Origin of the sequence: Saccharibacillus kuerlensis DSM 22868 (assembly GCF_000378145.1) — a bacterium.
Lineage (GTDB): Bacteria > Bacillota > Bacilli > Paenibacillales > Paenibacillaceae > Saccharibacillus > Saccharibacillus kuerlensis.
On the sequence record NZ_KB899278.1, the window covers coordinates 109,770 to 132,110 of the forward strand.

18 protein-coding genes are annotated in these 22,341 nt (G+C 51.5%); 7 read left to right on the forward strand and 11 right to left on the reverse strand.

From position 1 onward, the window contains the following. The first annotated feature begins 27 nt into the window (after positions 1-27). A complete protein-coding gene (locus tag F456_RS24720) occupies positions 28-1,737 on the forward strand; it encodes a glycoside hydrolase family 32 protein (protein ID WP_018975611.1) in 1,710 nt (569 codons plus the stop codon). A gap of 219 nt (positions 1,738-1,956) precedes the next feature. On the opposite strand, the gene F456_RS0103455 is transcribed toward F456_RS24720, so the two are convergent. Together F456_RS0103455 and F456_RS0103460 are read right to left on the reverse strand one after the other, a co-directional pair. Beyond that, on the reverse strand, positions 1,957-3,285 hold the full coding sequence (locus F456_RS0103455; RefSeq protein WP_018975612.1) for a prolyl oligopeptidase family serine peptidase: 1,329 nt from the start codon (positions 3,283-3,285) through the stop codon (positions 1,957-1,959). A 131-nt stretch (positions 3,286-3,416) separates the two neighbouring features. After that, a complete protein-coding gene (locus F456_RS0103460; protein WP_018975613.1) occupies positions 3,417-4,301 on the reverse strand; it encodes an AraC family transcriptional regulator in 885 nt (294 codons plus the stop codon). Positions 4,302-4,655: 354 nt separating this feature from the next. Here F456_RS0103460 and F456_RS0103465 point away from each other — a divergent pair, with 354 nt between their 5' ends. Continuing rightward, positions 4,656-5,189 carry an RNA polymerase sigma factor gene (locus tag F456_RS0103465; protein WP_018975614.1) on the forward strand — a complete coding sequence of 178 codons (534 nt, stop codon included), beginning with the start codon at positions 4,656-4,658 and terminating at the stop codon, positions 5,187-5,189. Continuing rightward, entirely contained in the window at positions 5,170-6,861 is a 1,692-nt protein-coding gene (locus F456_RS0103470; RefSeq protein WP_018975615.1) for a DUF4179 domain-containing protein, read from the forward strand. Before F456_RS0103465 ends, F456_RS0103470 begins: the two co-directional genes overlap by 20 nt. Before the next feature lie 200 nt (positions 6,862-7,061). Here the strand turns inward: F456_RS0103470 and F456_RS0103475 are convergent, their stop codons facing one another. Further along, complete coding sequence (locus F456_RS0103475) at positions 7,062-8,225, reverse strand: copper amine oxidase N-terminal domain-containing protein (protein WP_018975616.1); 1,164 nt, start codon at positions 8,223-8,225, stop codon at positions 7,062-7,064. 219 nt (positions 8,226-8,444) lie between these two features. Here F456_RS0103475 and F456_RS0103485 point away from each other — a divergent pair, with 219 nt between their 5' ends. Then, a complete protein-coding gene (locus F456_RS0103485) occupies positions 8,445-9,551 on the forward strand; it encodes a glycerol dehydrogenase (RefSeq protein WP_018975618.1) in 1,107 nt (368 codons plus the stop codon). Between the two features lie 108 nt (positions 9,552-9,659). On the opposite strand, the gene F456_RS0103490 is transcribed toward F456_RS0103485, so the two are convergent. Next, complete coding sequence (locus F456_RS0103490) at positions 9,660-11,993, reverse strand: putative bifunctional diguanylate cyclase/phosphodiesterase (protein WP_018975619.1); 2,334 nt, start codon at positions 11,991-11,993, stop codon at positions 9,660-9,662. A gap of 248 nt (positions 11,994-12,241) precedes the next feature. Continuing rightward, positions 12,242-12,736 carry a YflT domain-containing protein gene (locus F456_RS0103495; protein ID WP_018975620.1) on the reverse strand — a complete coding sequence of 165 codons (495 nt, stop codon included), beginning with the start codon at positions 12,734-12,736 and terminating at the stop codon, positions 12,242-12,244. A gap of 225 nt (positions 12,737-12,961) precedes the next feature. Here F456_RS0103495 and F456_RS0103500 point away from each other — a divergent pair, with 225 nt between their 5' ends. Continuing rightward, a complete protein-coding gene (locus tag F456_RS0103500) occupies positions 12,962-13,408 on the forward strand; it encodes a GNAT family N-acetyltransferase (RefSeq protein WP_018975621.1) in 447 nt (148 codons plus the stop codon). A gap of 255 nt (positions 13,409-13,663) precedes the next feature. Here the strand turns inward: F456_RS0103500 and F456_RS0103510 are convergent, their stop codons facing one another. The 3 genes from F456_RS0103510 to rnhA all read right to left on the reverse strand — a co-directional run bounded on the left by F456_RS0103510 (position 13,664) and on the right by rnhA (position 15,626). Then, complete coding sequence (locus F456_RS0103510) at positions 13,664-14,077, reverse strand: hypothetical protein (protein WP_018975622.1); 414 nt, start codon at positions 14,075-14,077, stop codon at positions 13,664-13,666. 24 nt (positions 14,078-14,101) lie between these two features. After that, the gene (ung, locus tag F456_RS0103515) at positions 14,102-14,770 is read right to left on the reverse strand and encodes a uracil-DNA glycosylase (RefSeq protein ID WP_018975623.1); all 669 of its coding nucleotides are present in this window, start codon (positions 14,768-14,770) and stop codon (positions 14,102-14,104) included. A gap of 214 nt (positions 14,771-14,984) precedes the next feature. Next, positions 14,985-15,626, reverse strand: coding sequence for a ribonuclease H (gene rnhA, locus F456_RS0103520; RefSeq protein WP_018975624.1), 642 nt, complete (start codon positions 15,624-15,626; stop codon positions 14,985-14,987). Between the two features lie 299 nt (positions 15,627-15,925). Here rnhA and F456_RS0103525 point away from each other — a divergent pair, with 299 nt between their 5' ends. Next, complete coding sequence (locus F456_RS0103525; protein WP_018975625.1) at positions 15,926-17,734, forward strand: ABC transporter ATP-binding protein; 1,809 nt, start codon at positions 15,926-15,928, stop codon at positions 17,732-17,734. 84 nt (positions 17,735-17,818) lie between these two features. Next, the gene (locus F456_RS0103530; RefSeq protein ID WP_018975626.1) at positions 17,819-18,025 is read left to right on the forward strand and encodes a polysaccharide deacetylase family protein; all 207 of its coding nucleotides are present in this window, start codon (positions 17,819-17,821) and stop codon (positions 18,023-18,025) included. A 72-nt stretch (positions 18,026-18,097) separates the two neighbouring features. Here F456_RS0103530 and F456_RS0103535 read toward each other — a convergent pair whose 3' ends face one another. The 3 genes from F456_RS0103535 to F456_RS0103545 all read right to left on the reverse strand — a co-directional run bounded on the left by F456_RS0103535 (position 18,098) and on the right by F456_RS0103545 (position 22,305). Beyond that, a complete protein-coding gene (locus F456_RS0103535) occupies positions 18,098-19,387 on the reverse strand; it encodes a Gfo/Idh/MocA family protein (RefSeq protein WP_018975627.1) in 1,290 nt (429 codons plus the stop codon). A 169-nt stretch (positions 19,388-19,556) separates the two neighbouring features. Further along, a complete protein-coding gene (locus tag F456_RS0103540) occupies positions 19,557-21,350 on the reverse strand; it encodes a prenyltransferase/squalene oxidase repeat-containing protein (protein WP_018975628.1) in 1,794 nt (597 codons plus the stop codon). Next, a complete protein-coding gene (locus F456_RS0103545) occupies positions 21,337-22,305 on the reverse strand; it encodes a sugar phosphate isomerase/epimerase family protein (protein WP_018975629.1) in 969 nt (322 codons plus the stop codon). Before F456_RS0103545 ends, F456_RS0103540 begins: the two co-directional genes overlap by 14 nt. Positions 22,306-22,341 lie beyond the last annotated feature (36 nt).

Consider the following 22,341-nt stretch of genomic DNA (forward strand, 5'->3'; position numbering starts at 1 on the left):
CGCCTAACATAAGGAGGACACTGAACAATGAAATCGCCGCAGGACAAACACCGCAGTGCATTGGAACTCGCCGAAGCTTCACTTGACGAAGCACGGGAGCGGGTCGCCCGTAACCCTTGGAGGCTTCTCTATCACGCCGCTGCCCCAGCTTATTGGATCAACGATCCTAACGGATTCTGCTTTTTCCGGGGTGAATATCATTTGTTCTATCAGCATCATCCATTCTCGCCCGAATGGGGACCGATGTACTGGGGGCATCTCAAAAGCCGCGATCTTGTGCACTGGGAACATCTGCCGATCGCGCTTGCGCCGTCCGAAGATTACGATATCGACGGCTGCTTCTCCGGCAGTGCCGTTGTCAAAGACGATCAGCTCTGGCTGATGTATACCGGCAACCGCTGGACAGGTCCCGACCGGGAAAATGATCTGCTTCAGGTACAGGCACTAGCTGTCAGCGATGACGGCATTCATTTTGAAAAGTTTGTCGGCAATCCGGTCATCGACAAAGCGCCGGAAGGCGACATACATCCTTTTCATTTCCGCGATCCGAAGGTCTGGGTTCATGAAGGAAGTTATTACTGTGTATTGGGCTCGCGGACACAGGATCACCGGGGACAAGTGCTGCTGTATCGCTCCGAGAATCTGACCGATTGGACATTCGTCAGCGTTATGGCCGGAGGAAAAGAACCGGCGAATATTCTCGGTTACATGTGGGAATGCCCTGATCTGTTTTCTATTGGAGGCCGCGATATTCTGGCGTTCTCTCCACAGGGCGTTGCACCGCAGGGCGATCATCTGTACCGCAATCTGCATCAAGCCGGATATGTCCTCGGGCAATTGGACTACGGCACAGGTCTGCTGGAGCATGGCGAATTTGTGCCGCTGGATTACGGCTTTGATTACTATGCGCCGCAGACGATGGAAGACGACCGGGGACGGCGTATTCTGATCGCCTGGATGGCGATGTGGGAAAGCGAAATGCCCGAGCAGGCCAGCAGTTGGGCTGGGGCGATGACGCTGCCTCGCGTGCTGACGCTGGAGAACGGACAGGTACGCAGCCGTCCGGTTCCCGAACTTGAGGGGCTGCGCGGCGAAGAGGTTCGTTACGTCAACGAGCCGATTGATGGAGCAGCGATTGGCGAGTCCGCGGCCGGGATTGAAACGGCGGGAGCGAGTGAAGCCGCGATAGAGGGGACTGCCAGCGGAGCGGCGGCAGGAAGCAAAGCCGTGACAGCGAGCGAAGCGGCGACTGCGAGCCAAGCGGCGGACGGCTCGGTTTCCGAAGAAACCGAGCCGAAGTTGAGCGGGACGCGCGCAGCCATTCGTTACGAACGGGAATTTGCCGGCGTCTCCGGCGAGTGTCTCGAGCTGGAGGTCGAGCTCGACGGAGGCACGGCGTCGAGGTTCGGTATCGTGCTGCGGGCAGATACGGCCCGCGTCGAAGAAACGGTGCTGGCGTATGACCGGGCCGAGGAACGATTGATCCTCGACCGTGAGCGCTCCGGCGCCGGGCCCGGCGGTGTACGCCGGGCGCCCTTCTCGCTGCAGGAGGGCACGCTGCGGCTGCGGATTTTCCTCGACCGGTCGTCGGTCGAGGTGTTTGCCGGGGACGGCGAGCTGGCGATGACGGCCCGCATTTATCCCGGTGCCGAGTCAACGGGCATCCGATTCTTCGCGGACGGCGGCGAAGCGAAGCTGATCTCGCTGCGCTGCTGGTCGCTGGAGTCGGAGCGCTGAGCTGTCGATCGGTGAAAATTTCTAGCGGCACGACTCGCGCATGATGCGGACAGCGACATAGAGCAGTTCGAAAGGAACGCAAAAACACGGTACGCGCCGATCCGCGTGCCGTGTTTTTTGGCTGAACGTGTTTACAATAACCAGAGCTCCTTCTCTGCTGTCATACAAAGCCGGCGTTTTAACTTGTTGAAAGTTTTAGCGACGGCTGCAGCGTACGTGCTACTCGGTCCGAGACTGGGAAGCCAGCCATTCCATCAGCGTAACATGTTGTCCCTCGAGCTCTTTGGCAACTTCGTTATTGTATACATAGATCCAAGACCAGTGACCGTCATATTCGTACGGTGCTCTGCCTGACTTCTTGTAAAGACCGGAAGTATCGATCACGTTCTCGAACAGGGACAGATGTACATCGGACGCTCCCGCTCTGATCAACCGGTTGTAGGTCGGTACGACATATTTATCGATAGGCACTACCGTATCTGTTTTTGCCGCAATAAACCAGATCGGAAGATCTTTCATACGTTGAATATCGTTATCCGAAATCAAGCTGTCCAGCAGCGCTTCACAGGTTGGAAAGGCCGCTGCGAAATACTCCGGATAATCGCGAATCATCAGCATGGTCATGTATCCGCCGTTGGAGTCTCCTCCAATAAGTATCCGATCCGGATCGATATCCTTGTGATTGGCCGCATAATCTTTGATTAATGCCATAAGCGCTTCTTGATACTTGGATGTGCCGTCTCCGAAGCCGGTCAGCCCGTCCATCCAGAAAGTTGGAGTCTGAGGAGCAAGCACGTAAGCGCCGCCAAAATGGGACTGGATCTCTTCCGAGGCGAAATTGACCGCTTTATTACCGGAAATTGCGATAGTCGGATCGGTTCCACCTTCTCCTGCGCCGTGCAGCCAAACAATAAGCGGTTTCTTTTTATTATCCTGTGCGGGAGCATAGTCGGCATAAGTTAACTTCACTCCGTCATAGGTTGCTTCTCCCGTTCCGAAATCGTCCACCAGCTCTGTTGCTCCGCCCGCAAACGTATTGACGACCAGTCCCGAAACGCTTCCTGCCGGCGTCACGATATCTTTTTGCTGAATGATAGTATAATCGCTTTTGTTCCAAGCGTTAAACCCGCTCGCCGGATCGTAATTCATCGGGGAACCCAATGTTGCGCCTGGACCGATCGGCATTTCCAGAACCGCGTACTGCCCGGTTTGATTCGCTGGATTTCCGTTTTTATCCGCTACATAAGCCTTTTTGATTACACGGTATCCTTTTTCCAAGAAGGGATCCGTTAAGCGGCTGTCGCTCCGCTGGACATGAACAACAAAGGTATCCGCCGCTACGGAACCTGCCGGAATCGGTCTGCCCAAATCGACGATGATTTTGGTGATGGCAGGACCCCAGTCCTCGATTTTCGTAACGGTCTGGTAAGATGTGGGCTGCGTTTTGACTTCTTGAGCTTTGACTCCCGAAGCGAGCGAGAGCGAAGTGCCTACAGCCAATGTGCATAACAATGCGACTTTCACACTTTTTCTGATCCCCTGTAACATCTTTCATCCTCCTCATGGTTAAAGATCTGCTTTCCACCTTTATTGAAGCTGAAGCGTTTCAATTAAAGCGGTTACATTTATTTTAAGAAATATGCCTGACAAGTTCCTATCCTTTCTTAACTTGTTTAAGGTCAAATATTGACTTTTGGCATTTTGACCGCATTTTTGCTTTTGCGATATTGGTAAGCTGTTGCCTGGTAGGCGGCTTTGAACACTCGATTATACGACTTTTCATTCGGGAATCCATGATTTAGGGCAATTTGCAGCGTAGAAAGATCGGTATTCATCAATTCCGGCAGCGACTTTTCCAAGCGAACCGCATTAATGTACTGAAACACAGTCATTCCCGTATATTTTGTGAAAAAGCGTGAAAAATATTCTGGCGATAGGTTAAATTGACCCGCTAGATAATCCAAGGATAAGTTCTGTCTATAATGCTGCTTGATAAAATCCGTGAATTTTTCCAGTCGATCGGTATGTTTCCTGAATTCGATACTGCTGCTGTTCTTTTTCTTCGACTGAAAATGCCGCAGCAGGACATAAGCCAACTCGTAAGTCAGACCTGTTATCTTAATAGAAGCCAGTTCATCTTTTTCTAGATCGAGATAAGCGGCAATGAGAGCGTTCAGCACTTTGCGAAGCGCGTTGAACGATTTCTTACTTCGGCAGGTCTGTTCACCGATTGAGATGCAGTCGAATTCTACTCGGGGAATATCCGAAAACACGGCCTTCAAAAAGTCATTGGGAATCAAAAAAGTTACGACTTTTCGATTAGGCATCCTGTTGACGGAAAAAGAGTGAATCGCATTCGAATTGATGACTAGAATATCGCCTTCTCCCACCTCGTATTCTCTTCCATCCACATACACGCGATCAACTTTTCCTGAAAGCACGTAGCAGATTTCGAGACTGTCATGCCAATGTTCTGCAATAAAATGCCTGCTGCTTGAACTGTGAACGATCATCTTCAGCGGCAAATTTTGTAGAGGCTTGACTAATTCATATCGATATTCCATTTCTGCGCCTCCATTCTGCTTTTCTTTCCTTACTTGTGGTTATCAGAAATTCGGTTATCTCATTCACCAATCAAGCATGGATTCTATGTTCTATTCAACCATATAAAAACGGCTTAATCACCTGTCTAAAAATTCAACTTTTTCGCCTTGATGCATAAAAAGTATAGAAAAGAAGTCTTTTTTGTGCGGCGGCTATACTTTAATCCGGCTTTCTTTGATGATCTATTGGATCTGCCGTTTGAATGGGTTTACAACCTTTTCGTCGTCGAATATAAACCAAGTTAACTATAAAAATGAACGTTTTTCCTCCCTCGTTTGTTTTATAAGCGAATCTACCAGAAAGGGGGCGCACAAGTGACGAACAAAGAATTGTTCGAGACCTATCGGTCGGATGTATACCGGACCTGTTATTACATGCTAGGTCAAGCCGCGGATGCCGAGGATGTCTGCCAGGACGTATTCATGACCGCTTTTCGCAGCGAGTGGGAGAAGATTGACAACATCAGGTCTTGGATTCTGCGGATCGCAGTCAACCAATGCTTGAATCTGCTTAGACGCCGAACCAGTCTTCGTTCCAAGCTCACGAACAATCCCCGGCTGTTTACCGGGACGCCGGAGAAAACGCCGGATGTTGCGGTTGAAGACCGGGAAGCGGCTGCAGAATGGGCTGGCTATATGAGCCGACTGCCGGTTAAGATCCGCACCGTCATCTCGCTTCGGTATCTGCACGATCTGAGCACGGCCGAGATTGCCGAAGTGCTTAAGATCCCGGCAGGAACCGTTAAGTCCCGGCAGTACAAAGGACTTAAATTGCTGAAGCAGATGCTCGAAAAGCAGGGAAAACTTGAAGTCACCAAAGGAGGAGCTTATGAATATCAAATCCGTTAACGACAAAAAACAAGACGTGCAGGCTATGGAACCTCTGGTACGCAGTAAAATGAGCAAAGGCACCGCCATAGCGGAACCCGATTATGACGCCATGTGGATGAGAATGGAGCTGGAGTGGGAGCGCAGCAGTGAAGCGGCCTCGGCACAGGGTTCGACCAGACGCGCTCCGATGCAAATGCGAGTCCGCAAAGTTGCCTTGGCGACGGTACTTGGTGCCGCACTGGCGGCCGTACCGGCTTACGCCGCTTTCCAATACGACTGGAGCGATATCCTGACCGACCGCGAAGGTATTCAGACGGCACTGGCGCAGGGACTCGGCCAGAAGATCGAACAATCAGTGAAGCATGACGGCGTTACGCTGACGCTGCATACCGCCTTTACTCATGAGGACCGAACCTTGATTCTGTACAGTCTTGACCCGGACAGTGAAAAAGGAACGTCTTTCGACTTCTCTCGCCTTGCCATCACGGATAGCAGCGGACAGCGGCACGAAGTCTCCAATATAATGCAGCTTCCAAACGAAGATGGTGTTGTTCAAGGTTATTTCGAGACGGATTGGTCGCCTGAAGCTTCATCCGAAGCTGTGCAATTCAGTGCGGAAGAACTCGGTTTTTACGAAAACAGAGAAATCCCACTTGAATTCAATGTCGGCAGCCCACACCCGCAAATGACCGACATTGGCAGAGACGGAGTCCAAGCCATACAAATCCAAGCCCTCGATGGGGGAGACGGCCGTACTCTTCTTCGCACTACAATCATACCGGAATCGGGTGAGTCGGAAAATCAAGCTTTTCCTAGCCTACTCGTTTACGATCAAAGCGGAAAACAGATTCAATGGTTACATCATAAAAGTGGCATGCCGGGAGAAGGAAATGCGACTTTGAACGACAGCTATTACGATACGACTTCTCTGCTCCAGCAGGGTGTCTCCTTCAAGCTGGCGTATAATCGAATAACAGAACGCAGTGACAGCAGTTGGGACTTCCCGCTTATCTTGGACAAGTCGCAGGTTGAACATGCCACCGCGAAGCAGAAGCTGAATGTCACGATCGGAGAAGGCGACGAGCCATTGAAGATCGATAACCTGACGATCAGTCCGTCGCAGATTCGTCTCGGCCTGCGAGACGGCAGCGCCTCCTCCTCTTTTGCCGAATATAAATTGGTCGTAGACGGCAGGGAACTGGATCAGCCTCTCTACCTGAAAGCGCCGCAGAACTCAGAGAGTGCACTGGTGTTAGAACGTCCCGCCGATCTTACTCTCTCTGCCGACTCGAAGATCGAGCTGCAGGCCCGGCACGCCATCGTTACCCATAAAGGTGATCTGCCCGCTCCTGTCATGCTGACAAATATTAGCGAGAACAAACAGACGATTCTTTCGCAGGTAGGCGGTTATCCGGTCAGTTGGACGTATTACCGACAAAATGGCGATCTGTACGTGCAAACGAGCAGCAGTAGTTCGAACTTCGGCGGAATCGGCCAGACCCATATCGGAACAGGGCGAGATAGACTCTTAACCGAGCCGATTCGGGATTACCTGAACAGTATGATCACCAACCGAACTACCGAAATCTATCCCGACTATACTGGCGATACGGCGGAAATGCATATTTTCTCCTACACTGAGCATATGCCAAGCAAAGAAGTACAGGTTCAGCTGTATCCGGCGAAGTAATCGCCATCTTTTCGAACGCAGCGATCGCATTTATCATTAAAGGCTGTGACACTCCAATCTATCCCTCCAAAATCGAATGCCGAATAACAAAGAATAACAAAAACGCCGGCTTCCCTTTCGGGACAGCCGGCATTTTGTCTGGATTTTATTCAAATCGTGAACCTATTCAACTCGTAACTCCATTCAGTTCGTAATCCCATTCAGTTCGTAATCCCATTCAGTTCATAAACCCATTTCTCTTCCCGTCCGAAGTCTGCTCCCGAAGCTATCCGCTTATACGTAAAAATTAGTCGATCGTCCTTCCGTTCCTCAAAGCGCAGTCTCGACTGAAGCAGCAGAAGCTCTCCCGTATTGCCCGTCACCGCGTCCCAAGCGCGAACTTCGTCTTCATCCGGCAGTTCTTTATACAGCAGTACAGCTTCTCCCGTCTTCAAATCGATCACCGTCGGCTGCAGCGTATCGAAAGCGCGTACGAGCAGGTAATCCGTCGTCACAGACTCCACGATGAACGGTCCTTTTTGTCCAGTTAACTCTTCCAGATCGTAGACCGCTGCCGCGCTGCCTCCTGCACCCAAGACATCAACGACGTTTCCGTCCGTCAAATAGGTTCGCTGCGCAGACAGATCGCGAGGGCCCATTTCACTGGAAACATACAGACCGGAATAACGAAAATGGACCTGCCGCTGCACAATACCGTCCTTCACCAAAAATTGATACCGATTATGTACATTCTGCATAGCAGCGCCGTATTCCCGTCCGACCGTAAGCAAATAAGCGTCTCCGCCCAGATTCTGCATATCTACTGTTCCCCACTCTAGATCCGAAACGTCCGCACCTATAAGTTTCTTCGGCACGCCGGATTCCAACGCATACACCTCTCCTGTGGCAAAAGAAACCCAAGCCGTCCGTCCTCCCGACGAATCCATCCGGTAACGCCCCGGATCTTGCAGCGTAGCGCTTGCCGAAACGTTATCCCATCCGGCTTTGGTCTTCAATGCGCTCGACAGGGCTCGCAGCGGAATATAAATCTCTCCATCTTCGGCAAAAGCCGAGCTGCTTTTCACTTTCCGACCGTCAATCTCCGCTCTCTCGCTTCCAACCTTCATTCGCAGATTCGTATCCGGACGCAGCAGCGTCAGCGTATGCGAGTCCCGATTATAATCGGCAAGAAATCCGAGCAGCTCCGACGCCGCTTCGAGAGACATATACGCGCGTCCCTCCCGAATTTCCAGTCCACCGCTGTTTACATTCGAGCCGTTTAGAATCAGCGAAGCCTTTTCCGGCGGGGCCGCATGCGATACGGGAGAGATCAGGAGGCTGCCTGCGAGCAGTCCGGCCGCCCATTTGCTCCATCTATTTTTCATATAAGTATTTCCTCCAGTCGGCTGACCCCAAATAGACAGAGGTCTACTCCATTAAGACGTTCGGCGGCGGCAAAAGGTTTCCTAATCGGCCGATCCTTTTTAATAGCCGTGAACAAAAAGTGAAAAGCCCGCCAATCTGCCTCCTTTCCGAGTCGGGGAGGGGCTTTTTCGGTTAATACAGCTAGGATGTGTTTCCAAATCGAAAGGAGCCAACAACCGATGAGTGAAAAAGTGTTTATCAGTCCAGCCAAGTACGTACAAGGCAAAGATTTGGTCGACAAAGCCGGAGAGTATGTCAAAGTGCTCGGCAAATCGGCGCTCGTAATCGCGGACAAAATCGTATGGCCAATCGCCGGCGACCGTGTGGTAAAAAGCCTTGAAGAAGCGGGAGTTAAAACGATCAAAGTCGAATTCCAAGGCGAGGCGTCCCGAGGCGAGATCAAGCGGATTGCCGATTTGGGAGAAGACATCGACCTTGTTGTCGGCGTAGGCGGCGGCAAGACGCTGGATACGGCCAAGGCAGTCAACGATGTACTCGGTGCCTCGTGCGTAATCGTACCGACGACGGCTTCTACCGATGCACCAACAAGCGCATTGTCGGTTCTGTATACAGATGAGGGTGCATTTGACGCATACTCGTTTTACAAAAAAAATCCCGATCTTATCCTCGTCGACACCAAGGTCATCGCCGGCGCTCCGCCGCTGTTCCTGACTTCCGGTATCGCCGATGCCCTCGCGACCTGGGTGGAGTGCCGTGCCGTTATCGAAGCCAGAGCGACGACAATGGCCGGCGGTTTGACGACACTTGCAGCGGAAGCGATCGCACGCAAATGTGAAGAAACGCTGTTTGATTACGGTCTGCTCGCTTATGAGTCGGTCAAACGCAAAGTCGTAACTCCGGCGCTCGACGCCGTTATCGAAGCAAATACGCTGCTGAGCGGACTCGGCTTTGAAAGCGGCGGTCTGGCCGGCGCACACGCCATCCACAACGGCTTTACCGTACTGGAAGGCGATATCCACCATATGACGCACGGCCAGAAAGTCACGTTCGGTACACTGGTACAGCTGGCACTGGAACGCCGCCCACTCCATGAAATTGAACGTTATATCGACTTCTATTTGAAGCTTGATCTGCCGGTGACACTTGAGGATCTGCATTTGAAAGACGTTTCGAACGAAGACCTCTACCGCGTTGCCGAAGCCGCGACCAAGGAAGGCGAGACCGCGCACAATCTGCCGTTCCCGGTAACAGCCGGCGATGTGCTCGACGCCATTCTGGCAGCGGATCAGTATTCGCTGGCGTATAAGGCGAAGACCGGACGCTGAGTTCTACTGCTTCATTATTCTTAACGTCTATATCGACAATTGCAAAAAAGCGGCCGTTCCCTGGAAAGGGCGGCCGCTTTCTATTTTGATAAGTTTGCTCATCTCGATTCACACTGCGCTTTCTTCCGGTTCAGACCGATTCTTTGCCTGAGAACGTTCATTTAACAGCTGTTCCACACCGTCAGCGGGAAGCGGTCGGCTGAGGTAATAACCCTGAACTTCGTCGCAGCCGGCTTCGCGAAGAAATTCCAGCTGATTCTCCGTCTCTACTCCCTCGGCCAGCACTTCCATGTTTAGACTGCGGCCGATCGCAATGATAGCCTGGACCATGCTGCCCCGTTCGGCTTCGGTATCGATACCATCGACGAAAAACCGATCAATCTTCAGCAGATGCGGTTCAAATGTGCGCAGGTATTTTAGTGAAGCGTAACCGGTGCCGAAGTCATCGATTGCCAGCTTAATGCCCGACCTGCGCAGCAGTTGAAGCTGAGCCGACACTTTCTCGACATCACGGATAGCCAGAGACTCGGTTACTTCAATCGTAATGTATTCCGGGTCAACACCGGTTTCACGCAAGGTATGCAGGATCTTTTCGACAAATAGTTCGTCCTGGAATTGATAAGGTGACACATTAATGCTCATCCGCAGTGATCCGTAACCCTGTTCTCGCCATTCTACCTGCTGTCGACAGGCTGTCTTGAAGACCCATTCACCAATCGGGATGATCATTCCAGTCTCTTCAGCGATCGGAATGAACTCGACCGGCGAAATTCCGCCCAGCACGGGATGATGCCAACGAATGAGCGCCTCTACGCCGATAATGCTGCAGGTTTGAATGTTTTTTTGCAGTTGATAGTGCAGCGATATTTCGCCGCGTCCGATTGCACCACGCAGCTCCTGCTCGAGTTCAAGCTTATACGCCAATCGATCACCGAAGCTCGATTCAAAAAACTGGCTTTTCTGATGTCTGTTCTTTTTGGCTTCATGCATCGCGATATCCGCGTTTCGCATTAGCTCGTCTGCCGTCGTGCCGTCTCGTGGATAGAGGGAAATGCCGATGCTTGCCGATACGTATAACATGGTTTCATTCAGCATAACCGGCTTTTTGAACGCTTCCTCGATGGCTGCAATCGTCCGATACGCTTCGACCTCCCCTTCAAGCGGATCGACCAGAACCGTGAATTCGTCGCTGCCCTGGCGGGCAAGCAGACGGGTGGAAGGAACATATTCGAGCAGACGCTCGGCAACAATCTGAAGCAGCTTGTCTCCAAGCATATGTCCCATGCTGTCATTAATATGTTTGAAGCGGTCCAAATCGAAAAACAGTAAAGCAAGCTGATGATTTTCCGCTTCCGCTCTCTCTACGGCTTTGCAAAGTTCGGCATCAAATTTCCTCCGATTGGCAAGCCCGGTAAGCAGATCATGATTGGCTTCATGCTCTTTGACTTCTACCGTATGGCTCAATCGGTGCAGCAGATAGTCATTTTCGATGAAAGTAAGAATTAGACGAATAATAATGAGCAGCATAGCAAACGCACTGCCAACCACCATTACATTAAATTTCGACAGCTCTTCAAGAATAATCGCGAACAGCGCCACCAAGCTGATATAAGGCAGCAGCAGCCGTACCCAGTTCAGCTTCTTCTGCACAGAGGCGGACAGCCGTCTCTCCTTTTTGCTCTCTACTGTGTACAGCGATTCCATACCGGCAGCTGTCAAACATAATACTGAAGCCGTCCAAGTCACATCGATTGGACTGCCCAGCATATAAGTACCGCTCAACTGCATATACAGATAAACCGAATCTCCAAATGTCAGCAGAAGCGTACCGGCAAGAAGACCCATATGGGTTCGACTGCTGCCGAGCGACTGGTTGGCGAACAGCAGAAGACTGAAGAGGAACAAATTGCCCAGATCGATAATGGGATAGCTGAGATTGACAAATGCCGGCAGCCAACTGCTGACCAGCATCGAAGATTCCAACATGGGTGCAATAAGCAGACTCCAGCTGCAGACGCCTATAGTTGACATAAAGATTGCAGCGTCCAGAAAATACTGCATCAAACGCATGCCTTTAAGACGCTGATAAACGACAACAAGCAGCGCCATGAACAAAAAACAACCTTCGGCAATCCAAAATAAATCGGCAATGCTCGGCGAAGGCAGAACAATACGATCGGACAGTGTATCGGCAAACAAGGTCAAAAGAGAAAGCAAATAACATAAGCCGCTGGCAGCATTAAGCAGCCAGAACAGGCGATTGTTCCGTTCAGAGCGTGCTGTTACGTACAGCAGCAGCAGCGTACAAGCCAATATTGGCAGTATATTCAGATGCCCGATCCATGTAAGCGCGGTCTCATTTCCTTGATATATGTGAGATAGAATGAAGAATAGGATGAGATAACCCGCAGAGATTCCATAAAAGATTTTTTTCTGTTTCATTTCCGCGGCCTCCGGACGATGATAAGGATAGTCCTTATATCGGTCTTTGCCTTGCTTTTACTTAGATGTTTTTACTTTTTATTACATTTAGGACCTTGGTAGGATTGTTCTCCTCCTTTAGCAGGCCGTATCAACTGCGTTGTTTCCACGCCGAAATCAGCTTTTGACAACAGAAAAAACCGAAACGCATGCGTTCCGGTTTTTTCCCTTTATATATGCCGCTATGGCTCGGGCTTTTTCGCTGGACGTTAATCGCTTGTGTTCGCGGTCATACCCAGGATGCTGCGAATCATTCCCATATCGCCGGCCGTTTCTTCCAGCATCAACAGAATCGATCCTCCCTGAATAGCTTCATCATATCTTTTCGCTTCTTCGCTGCTGAAGCCGAAGTTCGTAAAGTCATCTTTCCAACCGTTGCCACCGTAGTACGTATCCGATCCGATAAATTTGTGCGCAAGCGGGCCTGCTGCCACATATGGACCGACGTTCGTAAACTCGCTTGGGCTTTCCGATTCGCTAAACGTATCGCGAATACTGTTCAGGAATCCTTTAGACTCTTCCGGTTGAGTATTCGCCTCCGGCGATTTGATATTTGTATCTTCACTGATTTCCTCGATATGCTGCGGATCACGGCCGATGATCGTAATCTGGTCGCTGCCGACGCCTTGTGCTTTGAGCTGTTGAACGGCTTCCAATGCCCCTTGCTCGGTAGGGAACACGCCGATGATCGTTCGATTTGTCATAATGACTTCCTCCTGTCTAATCTGTTCATGGTGGAGCGTATCCCGCTACCATCCCTTCCTTCTATTAACCTTTTCCGATCCTTTCTAACCGAATAACCATTGGGAAGGGATGCCTTGGATTTTTGCGGATGGCTTCGTTATAATGAGGTTTCGAGCCGCGGAATTGTCCGCGTCGACGGATCAAGGCGCAAACTGATATGTGCCGCAACAGGAGGGCTTTTCTTAATGAACAAATTGCAACTGGTAACGATCGAAAACGATGATCAACTGCGGCGCTGTCTCGCCGTACGGCGGGAAGTCTTCATTGAAGAACAGCAGGTGCCCGAAGAACTGGAAGTCGACACCTACGACCAAATCGGCTCGTCAGCCGGACACGTCCTGCTGATGACTGAAGACGGAGACGCTGGCGCAGCTCGCTTCACTCCTTACCGGGAAGCGACGGTCAAAATGCAGCGCGTCGCCATTCGCTCCGCCTATCGCGGCCGTGGGCTTGGACGCGTACTGATGACGGGACTGGAAGCGGCAGCGCGTTTGGCGGGATACAGGTACGCTGTTCTGGACAGTCAGTGTCATGCGGAACCTTTCTATAAATCACTCGGATACCGTACTGTTCCCGGCGAACCTTTCTACGATGCAGGCATTCTGCACGTGCGGATGGAAAAGGAACTGTAGGATTTGGTATTTGGTAGGAATGAGCGATAGAAAAGCCGGGGCATGCACCCCGGCTTTTTGGTTATTCTGCTGTTCTGTTGTTTACCGAATTGTCGTTTGAGACCATACTTCCCTTTTCTGGTATCAGCGACAGAAGGGACGAACATACCGGTCGTTCTTTTTGCTCCTTATCCACGGAAGGAACGAACATACCCGTCGTTCTTTTCTCTCCTTATCCGCGAAACGAACGAACATACCGTTTGTTCCTTTCGCTGTTTACCCGCGAAACGAACGAACGACGAAGCGATGCTCCCGTTTGTCGAGCACCGTGCCATCCTCCAATGTAACGGTCTGATCGTTGTGCTTCACAATATGCGTTCGCGCAGCCAGCAGAGTGCTTCCCTGCCAGACCATTATGGCCGAACGGAACAGAATAGCGTGTTCAAACTGCCGCATCGTTCTCATCACATACCCGATCGGATTCGGACGTCCGGCTGCCTGCCGGCTTTCCTGCGGAAGAATATCAATCTCACGGATTGACATAATATCTTTCATGCCGATCCGGATCCCGCCCGGACTAAGTACCACATACTGCTCTTTATCATTCCAGCGGATCAAGGTCCCGTAGCGCTTTGTCTGATACGGTCCGCCATTGTCGACTACCACTTTCTTCCCCACCCAATGTTTCAAAGCGCGCACCTCCGGGCATTCGCTTTACAGCGAAGGTATTTCCCAATTTATCGGCTGAATGCCGTGGGATTCCAAATAATGATTGGTTTGCGAAAAAGGCCTGCTGCCGAAAAATCCACCCCTTGCCGATAAAGGACTCGGATGCACGGATTTCAAGATTCCGTGCCGATTCGCATCGATCAAGGCTTCTTTTTTTTGAGCATGGGCTCCCCACAAAATGAATACTGCAGGCTGCTCCCGTTCTCCGATCGCTTGAATAATCGCATCGGTAAAACGCTGCCATCCCAGCTTCTGATGCGAAGCCGCTTGGCCTTCTCGCACGGTCAGCACTGTGTTCAGCAGCAGCACGCCTTCTTCCGCCCAGTGAATCAGATAGCCGTGGTCAGGTACCGGAACGCCGAGATCCGAAGCCATTTCCTTATACATATTTCTTAGCGAGGGCGGAATCCGCACACCTGGTAGAACCGAGAAGCTCAATCCGTGCGCCTGTCCTGGTCCGTGATAAGGGTCTTGACCGAGAATCACCGCTTTGACAGAAGCAAAAGGGGTCAGCTTCAATGCCTGAAACAAAAGCGGCTCCGGTGGATACACAGTATGTGTCCGGTATTCTTCCTGAACCCGCTGCATCAGCTCCTTGAAATACGGCTGATGAAGTTCGTCTTTCAATACATCATCCCAATCGTTACCGAACATTTTGTCACTCCTTTCCCAATATTTCGACATGCCATGAAAAATTCGTCATGGCTTCTATTACCCGAAATCGATTCCTTCGCTCCGAACATCCAAAACGCTCAAAAAAAGCCGACTCTCGCGTGAACAAGAGCCGGCCTGGCGGTCCGGTAGACGTTAGAAATTATACTAGCATGTTTAGGAGCACTGCGCAATTTGGCAAGCACTTTCAACCGGTTTATTTTCGTCCATAGTCGGCTTTAATTTCGCCCCAATCCCGGGTTTCCCATTTCATGATCTTTGTGCTGTATGGGTGCGTTTCCAGCCACTCTACTGCCCGGTCAACCAACATCCAGATTTCCTCGGTCGACTTATCGCGCGGCAGCGTGGAAGATACTCTGCGCTGTTTCACCCATTTGATCGCATTGACGGAGTCGCTGTAGACCGATTTATCACTACCTTCACGCTGGATATGAGCCAAAGCATGCACAATTGCGAGAAATTCACCAAGGTTATTTGTTCCTTTTGCAATCGGTCCGTGTGAAAAAATGACCTCGCCGGTTGCCGTATCCACTCCCTTGTATTCGACAGGGCCCGGATTACCGCGTGTCCCTACGTCTACCGAGATACTATTGTAATCGATGTCACTTGTCGGTTTTGCTCCCGCTCTAGGGGCTGTCGGCTTTTTAGCAGCTCCACTGCCCGATCTTGCGTACGGCTTGGCTCCACCGGCGTATGCCGCTTCCGCCTCACTTTTCGATTCGAAAGACTTATACCGGGCACCCGGAAATCCGTCGACCTGTGCTTTGCATTCTGCCCAGGTGGCGTAAATGCCAGGCTGTCTGCCTGTCCAGACTACATAAAATTTAGACTTGCTCATGCGCACCTCCAGCCGCTGGGGCTTTTTAGAAAACTTTTTAAAGTACAAAATACTCATGGGATATCAAACACTTCATTATAAATGTTCGCTTCGTGGAAATGCAACAGAAGAAGAATCTTTTGGAAGAGGAAAGTCATTTCGTTTGCGCTTTTAGTTCATCTCCCTACTAACTGCCTCTATACCCGTTTCCTCATCCCTTTGTATACACTTGTATACAAAACTTTATAATGATAAACTATTTACATATTAGATGTCGTTGTTCAATCTTATTCTTATATTCAAGGAGCTGGTTCATGCCCATGTCCAAATTTGGAACCCCTTCAATGGGACGTATGAAATTTGATGAAAATACCGAAAAGCCCGATCTGTCGTCTGCCATGCTGCGCCGGATTGCCGCTTATTTCTACCCTTACCGAAAACGCACCCTTATCGTATTCGCCGTCTTGACGATCACTTCGCTGCTCGGTCTTCTGCCTCCCCTGCTGATTCAACAAATTGTCGATCGCGCGCTGCCAGACCGGGATCTGCGGTTACTCGCCTTCCTTGTATCGGCTTCGCTTGCGACAACCATTCTCTCCGGTGTACTCGGCGTGCTGCAAAGCTACCTGAATACGTACATTTCGCAGCATATCGTGTACGATATGAAGAACCGAATGTATCGCCATCTGCAAAGCCTGCCGCTGTCGTTTTTTTCGAATGTCAAACAGGGTGAAGTCATTACTCGCATGACAAGCGATATCACCGGTATTCAAGGCGTTTTTAGCGGTACTATCGTCAATTTCGCCAGCAATCTGCTGATTCTTCTCACAACCTCGTTCACCCTTTTTATTATGAATTGGAAGCTTGCGATACTTAGTCTGTGCGTGCTGCCGTTATTTGCCGCTCCTACCCGTCGTATGGGCCGCGTTCGCTGGAAATTCGCCAAGCAAACGCAAGAAAAGCTGGGTGAGCAGAACCGAATCATTGAAGAAACACTCGGCCTCAGCGGCTATCTGCTGATGAAGCTGTTTGCGCGGGAATCCCGCGAGTACGAAGCTTTTCGCGAAGCCAATGCCGAAACTACCCGACTGCAAATTCGCGAATCTACTGCAGGCCGTTGGTTTATGATGATGGTCGGCACTTTCGGTACGATCGGTCCTATGCTCATCTATTTATACGGCGGTTACCTGTTTATTCAGGGAGAAATTTCGGTCGGCGCCATTATCGCGTTCGTTGCTCTGCTTGGTCGTCTGTACGGTCCTGTAGGCCAACTGACCAACCTGTATGTCGATATCAAGCGTTCGGTTGCCTTGTTTCAGCGCATCTTCGATTACTTTGATATTGTCCCGGAAATCGCGAATCTACCGGACTCTTCTCCAAAATTCCCGCAGGGCGGCATACAGTTTCGTGATGTCGGCTTCGCTTACCGCCCTGACAAGCTGGCACTGCGTGGTATTTCCTTTACAGCGGAACCCGGTACAATGACCGCCTTGGTGGGACCGAGCGGTGCAGGCAAAACGACGATTACCCAGCTGATTCCCCGACTATACGAAGTTAGCGAAGGGCAAGTTTTGATCGGGGAAACGGACGTACGCGCCCTGACACTGGAATCACTGCGATCGAATATTGGACTTGTTACGCAGGACACCTATCTGTTCAACGGTACGATCCGCGAGAACCTGCTGTATGCCGACGAACGTGCCGATGAAGATCGGATGATCGCCGCCTGCCGAGCCGCTTATATTCACGACTTTATCGCTTCCCTGCCGGACGGTTATGATACGCTTGTCGGCAACCGTGGGATCAAACTGTCCGGCGGCGAGAAGCAGCGTATTGCGATCGCGAGAGTACTGCTGAAAAATCCTCCGATCGTCATTCTCGACGAGGCCACCTCTGCGCTGGATACACGTTCCGAACATTACGTACAGCAGGCGATGAAGGCGCTGCTCGTCGGCAAGACAGGCATTGTAATCGCCCATCGCCTCTCTACCGTTCGCAGTGCCGATCAGATTCTCGTTGTGGAAAACGGCGTGATCGCCGAACGAGGCCGCCATGAAGAACTGCTGGCGCTCGGCGGCTTGTATAAAGAGCTGCATGATAAACAGTTTGCGGTACAAAATCCGGATTGATGCCAATGGAGGCGTCTTCTATCCTTAACTTGGTAAACTGTCTATGCTTTTGCCCGCAGTCATGTGATATCCCTCCTTCGGAGCTTGGATTACGGCGTTACGGAAATGCTGTTCCATCCTTCCCACGAAACGGAAGAACTCAAAGCCATTACGGATTCCTGGCCTTTTCGTCTATTCGACTATGATCTGTTTCTCGATCCCGAGGTTCGCCATACGCTGGAGGAAGATAATATTGAACTCATCGGCTGGCGCGAACTGCGTGATATACAGCGCGGCTTATCGCTTGGCTGAAGACGCAGCCGTTCTTATTAAACTTGAAAAACAGATCAAAGCCGCGGAAGAAATTCCGCGGCTTAACTGTTCTCAATCAAAACGAACCAGCTCGCTCACTTTCACCGCACGTTCCTGTGCCATTGAAAGATTGGCCGCGATTCCTGTAAGAATCGAGCGTGCACCGTCAACATGGTCGGCCGCCCGATTGAATCGATCTTCTACGGGCTCTCCGAACAGATCGTTCAGCAGCACCGGGTCGCCGCCGCCGTGGCCGCCTTCCCCTTCTTCAAACTCCGCTTTGTAAGGCTCCCCGAACATTGGGAAAACAAGAATGCTTGCGCCTTGAAGTGCGCCTTCCAAAGCTTTGTCGCCGCCAGAATTGACGTAAGACTGCTCAACCACATTGGCTTCGATCCGTCCCTTAGTCCCGTTGAATGCAATCCGGTAGCCTTCCCAAGGCAGGTAAGCATTGAGCGAATAAGTTAACAGTGCACGGTTTTGATACCGGACCGTAACGCTCATCGTATCTTCGATCGAGATGCCGTCGCCGAATACGCTCTGATCGCGGCGGTAGCCGTCTTCACTCTCCGCATCGAGATACATTGCTTTCAGATGCTCGTTGTCGTCCAGCGTTAGTGCAAAGGGGTCGCCTTCCGCATTCGGATTGCCTGTAGCCCGATCATAGAACTTCGTAACACCGCGTCGTTCGGCATTTTCTCTCCCATAGAATAGCAGATCACCCATCGCAAACACGGTCTCCGGCTGTGAACCGATCCAGAAATTCACCAGATCGAAATGATGTGTCGACTTGTGCACGAGCAGTCCGCCGCTGTTGCGTTTGTCCCGATGCCATCTGCGGAAGTAGTCGGCGCCGTGCTTCGTGTTCAGCAGCCATTCGAAATGAACGGAAGTAACGTCCCCGATTGCTCCGTCTTCGATCAATTCCCGGATTTTCGTATGATGCGGGGCGTAGCGATAATTGAAACTCACCCGCACTTTGCGGCCTGTACGCGCAACAGCGTCCAGAATCTCTTGGCATTTCTCCGCATCGGTTGTCATCGGCTTCTCCGTAATGACGTCACATCCCAGTTCCATCGCCCGAACGATATACAGATAATGCGTACGATCCACGCTGGTTACGATTACACAGTCCGGCTTTAGTTCCGCAATCATCTCGTCGAACCGATCGCTGCTATACGTTTGGACTTCCGGATAATCGTACTTCTCCCGCAGCATGCGATTAGCGTAATCCATTCGTACCCGGTTAATATCGCAAAAAGCGAGCAGTTCCGCCGTTTCGCGGAATCGTCCGGCGATCGCCCCATAGAAAAATTCTGCCCGGCCCCCCGTTCCGACCAGGACATACGTTTTTTTGCCCATATTTATTTCCTCCTCGGCTTGGTTCTTCTCCATGTAAGCGTAATGCAAAAAGGGATTTTCCGCTCCGCTTTTATCGCTTCAATGAAGGCAACCCCGCTTTTTTTGCGAATGCTCATAAATACAAACACAAAAAAAACGGTTCATTCGAACCGCTTGAAAGTCTCGAATCTTAAGCACGCGGCGACAGCCGGATCTTCACCGTCTTGTCGAACGGCGTCATCAAGTTCAACAGCACGACCTTGCAGCCGTCCGGCAGATTCGCTTCGCGTACCGTTGGCGACAGATGGGCCAGTTCGGCACCTGTTAGCTCGATCCAGTCCTCGCCGCACTCGAAGCGGAGTGTTCCGCCACTCCACAACCATCGATCTCTGCCCACTTCCCTGAGCTCACCGGAAACGATCTCCCCTTCGCTGCCGAATACAAACGACAACTGTGTCATGACGTCAACAGGCTCGTCGGCTTTCACATTTAAGTCCCACCCGTCTTCCAAAGGGATCAATTCCGTTTGCACACGAAAAGTCTGCTCATGGGTCAACTCCCGATTATGATGCGGCAGCAAATACCAGGGGCTCACTTCGCTGCCTGATCCTAACGCAGCAGACGCTTCGACTTTCGGCGGCAGGAGTTCGACCGGCCCATAATAGCCTTTGCGCTGTTCGCCGGACAATCGGTATCCTCCACTATCCAGTCTCTCCATCTTCTGCATCGGCACATAGCCGGGATAGAAATACGAAGATGCCTGAACGGCGAGCAGCCGCGTCTCTCCATGGCGCAGAGCGAAGAACGACGGCGTCTCGGTCATCAGAGTGACGCTGGTATTTCCGTCCCGGATTCGGGCAACAGGCGCGCCAAAGTCAGTATGCAGACGGCTGTGAGATATACGGCCGTAATGACCGACCTCTTCCATGCCGTTCAAATAGCCCGCCCGCAAAAATTCGCCGTTCAATACCTTCTCATAGCTTGCCGGTACCGCCTCTTCGCCGGCTTCGAAAGGACCTCTGAGCTCCGGCTCCAGCAGCATGCGAACCAGCACATGAACAGAAGCGACTCCCGGACCTTCCAGCGTTTCTCCTGCCAGCTTCGCCATTCCCACAAACAGCGGGTCTTGGTCTTCCAATGCCAGTATGGCGTAAGGTAGATAATACGGCGACAGATCGTGAAACCGGCCCAGATCCTGTCGACCGGAATAATCGGTCACAACCTCGCCGGACGGATGCACCAGATAGACCATCATGCGCAGATTGAGTCTCACAGGTTCCAACAGCTCCCGCCGATTCAGCAGCTTGGCGGCATAGATCAGCATAATGTCGCTGACCGCACTATAAATGCCGTTGCTTCGCTCCGTCCATTCCCCATCCGGTGTAATATCCATTCCTTCCGCCAGCCACTGTTCGGCCCGGCGGACAGTCTCTTCTCCGCCGAACAACCGATACAGACAGCCAAGCGCAGCACACAATACCCAGCGGTGATTCGGCGTATGGCACCCGCCGGTCAGCATTGCCGGCAGCGTCCGCTTCAGAAACAGCTTCATGTTGTCCAAGACAGGTGTGAGCGGCGCCCAATTCTCCCGTTGCAGCAGCTCGTACAGCTGATAATAACCGACGATAACAAAAGCGGTGTCCGGCGGCGAATGATAGTTGGTCCAGCCGGGAGAGATCGATCCGTCTTCATGCTGGGACCGCAGCACAAATTCAGATGCCAACGTCAGCCGCTCCAGCAGTTTCTCGTTCCGATAGTAAGACGAATCAGAGTTCGCCAGCGCGGCTCCCCAATTGCACATCTCGGTCGGCGTCCCTGTCGTATGATTGACCCAGGCGATTCCTGTCGCCGGATCGACCGTACCGCCGTAATAGCGGCTTTCCGGATCCATCACTTGACGGGATAACCCGAGTTGTACCGCTTCATCATTTTTTTGTACCAGCCGTTTATAGATTTCAGTGTTTTCTTTCTCAATAATTCGCATGATCGCGCTCCCTCCCCCGGGCTGCCAATTTTGTCGACAGCAGCCGGTGGCTTTCTTCGATCTCATCCGGCAGGCAGGCCGCCTTCAATTCGTATACCTTTACTTTCGCCCGCTCGATCATCGGCAGATAGGCGTCATAGAACTCCCGGTCCCCACTGTGGACATAAGGACACCAATGATCGGACAATCCGATTGTCTCGTGAATATGTACGCCGACGATGTGATCCATCAAGCCGTTCATTTCGCCGACGCTGTCATACAGACCGAGACGGTCCATCATAATCGCATGGCCCGTATCGTACCAGATTCCTACCGGCGCGCCCCGCAGCCTATCGATCACGTTCTTTGCTTCCGCCAGTGTCGGTATCTGATTTGGACGCGATCTCGTTTCGATACCGAACGATACATTCAACCCGCGCGATTCGGACGCCTCGCATGCTTCCTCCAGACTGACAGCGATCCTCTTCAGATAGCTTTCGGCTTCGCGTTCTCTTTGTTCCAGAAATAAACGCCAAGCCTGCAGATAAACTTCCGATTCAGTGCCCTGCTCATGGTAAAGCTTCTCCAGCATTTTCACATCCGCATGATCGATCGGTACTTCGCCCGGATGAACAACCACCGCCTCCGCTCCGTACCGATGTGCGTATTCCGCCGAGCCGACAAGCAGCTCTACCGCTTTTTTACGCTTGGTTTCGTCCGCGAATCCGAGCAGCATCGAATCGGTTCCGTAATCGGGGTCAGCAGTATGGGGAAAGGTATTGTGCACACTGGAGACGACGATCTTCCCGCATTCGATCATCGGCTCAATGTCCTTCAGCATCCTCTGCGTTACGTTATAATTCAACTCTACACGGCGGAATCCGAGGTTCACAATTTCTTCGATCATTGCCCGAGCATCTGGTTGACGCTTGATATTCCAGCAGGTCGAGAACGAAAACTCTCCTTTGTCCCGCATCGCCGCGTCCTCCTTCCGCTTCTCGCAGCCTTTTTC

Bases quoted from the DNA above. Each gene is read 5' to 3' on its own strand.
- F456_RS24720 (WP_018975611.1), top strand. From the start codon at position 28: ATGAAATCGCCGCAGGACAAACACCGCAGTGCATTGGAACTCGCCGAA.
- F456_RS0103455 (WP_018975612.1), bottom strand. From the start codon at position 3,285: ATGTTACAGGGGATCAGAAAAAGTGTGAAAGTCGCATTGTTATGCACA.
- F456_RS0103460 (WP_018975613.1), bottom strand. From the start codon at position 4,301: ATGGAATATCGATATGAATTAGTCAAGCCTCTACAAAATTTGCCGCTG.
- F456_RS0103470 (WP_018975615.1), top strand. From the start codon at position 5,170: ATGAATATCAAATCCGTTAACGACAAAAAACAAGACGTGCAGGCTATG.
- F456_RS0103475 (WP_018975616.1), bottom strand. From the start codon at position 8,225: ATGAAAAATAGATGGAGCAAATGGGCGGCCGGACTGCTCGCAGGCAGC.
- F456_RS0103485 (WP_018975618.1), top strand. From the start codon at position 8,445: ATGAGTGAAAAAGTGTTTATCAGTCCAGCCAAGTACGTACAAGGCAAA.
- F456_RS0103490 (WP_018975619.1), bottom strand. From the start codon at position 11,993: ATGAAACAGAAAAAAATCTTTTATGGAATCTCTGCGGGTTATCTCATC.
- F456_RS0103495 (WP_018975620.1), bottom strand. From the start codon at position 12,736: ATGACAAATCGAACGATCATCGGCGTGTTCCCTACCGAGCAAGGGGCA.
- F456_RS0103500 (WP_018975621.1), top strand. From the start codon at position 12,962: ATGAACAAATTGCAACTGGTAACGATCGAAAACGATGATCAACTGCGG.
- ung (WP_018975623.1), bottom strand. From the start codon at position 14,770: ATGTTCGGTAACGATTGGGATGATGTATTGAAAGACGAACTTCATCAG.
- rnhA (WP_018975624.1), bottom strand. From the start codon at position 15,626: ATGAGCAAGTCTAAATTTTATGTAGTCTGGACAGGCAGACAGCCTGGC.
- F456_RS0103525 (WP_018975625.1), top strand. From the start codon at position 15,926: ATGTCCAAATTTGGAACCCCTTCAATGGGACGTATGAAATTTGATGAA.
- F456_RS0103535 (WP_018975627.1), bottom strand. From the start codon at position 19,387: ATGGGCAAAAAAACGTATGTCCTGGTCGGAACGGGGGGCCGGGCAGAA.
- F456_RS0103540 (WP_018975628.1), bottom strand. From the start codon at position 21,350: ATGCGAATTATTGAGAAAGAAAACACTGAAATCTATAAACGGCTGGTA.
- F456_RS0103545 (WP_018975629.1), bottom strand. From the start codon at position 22,305: ATGCGGGACAAAGGAGAGTTTTCGTTCTCGACCTGCTGGAATATCAAG.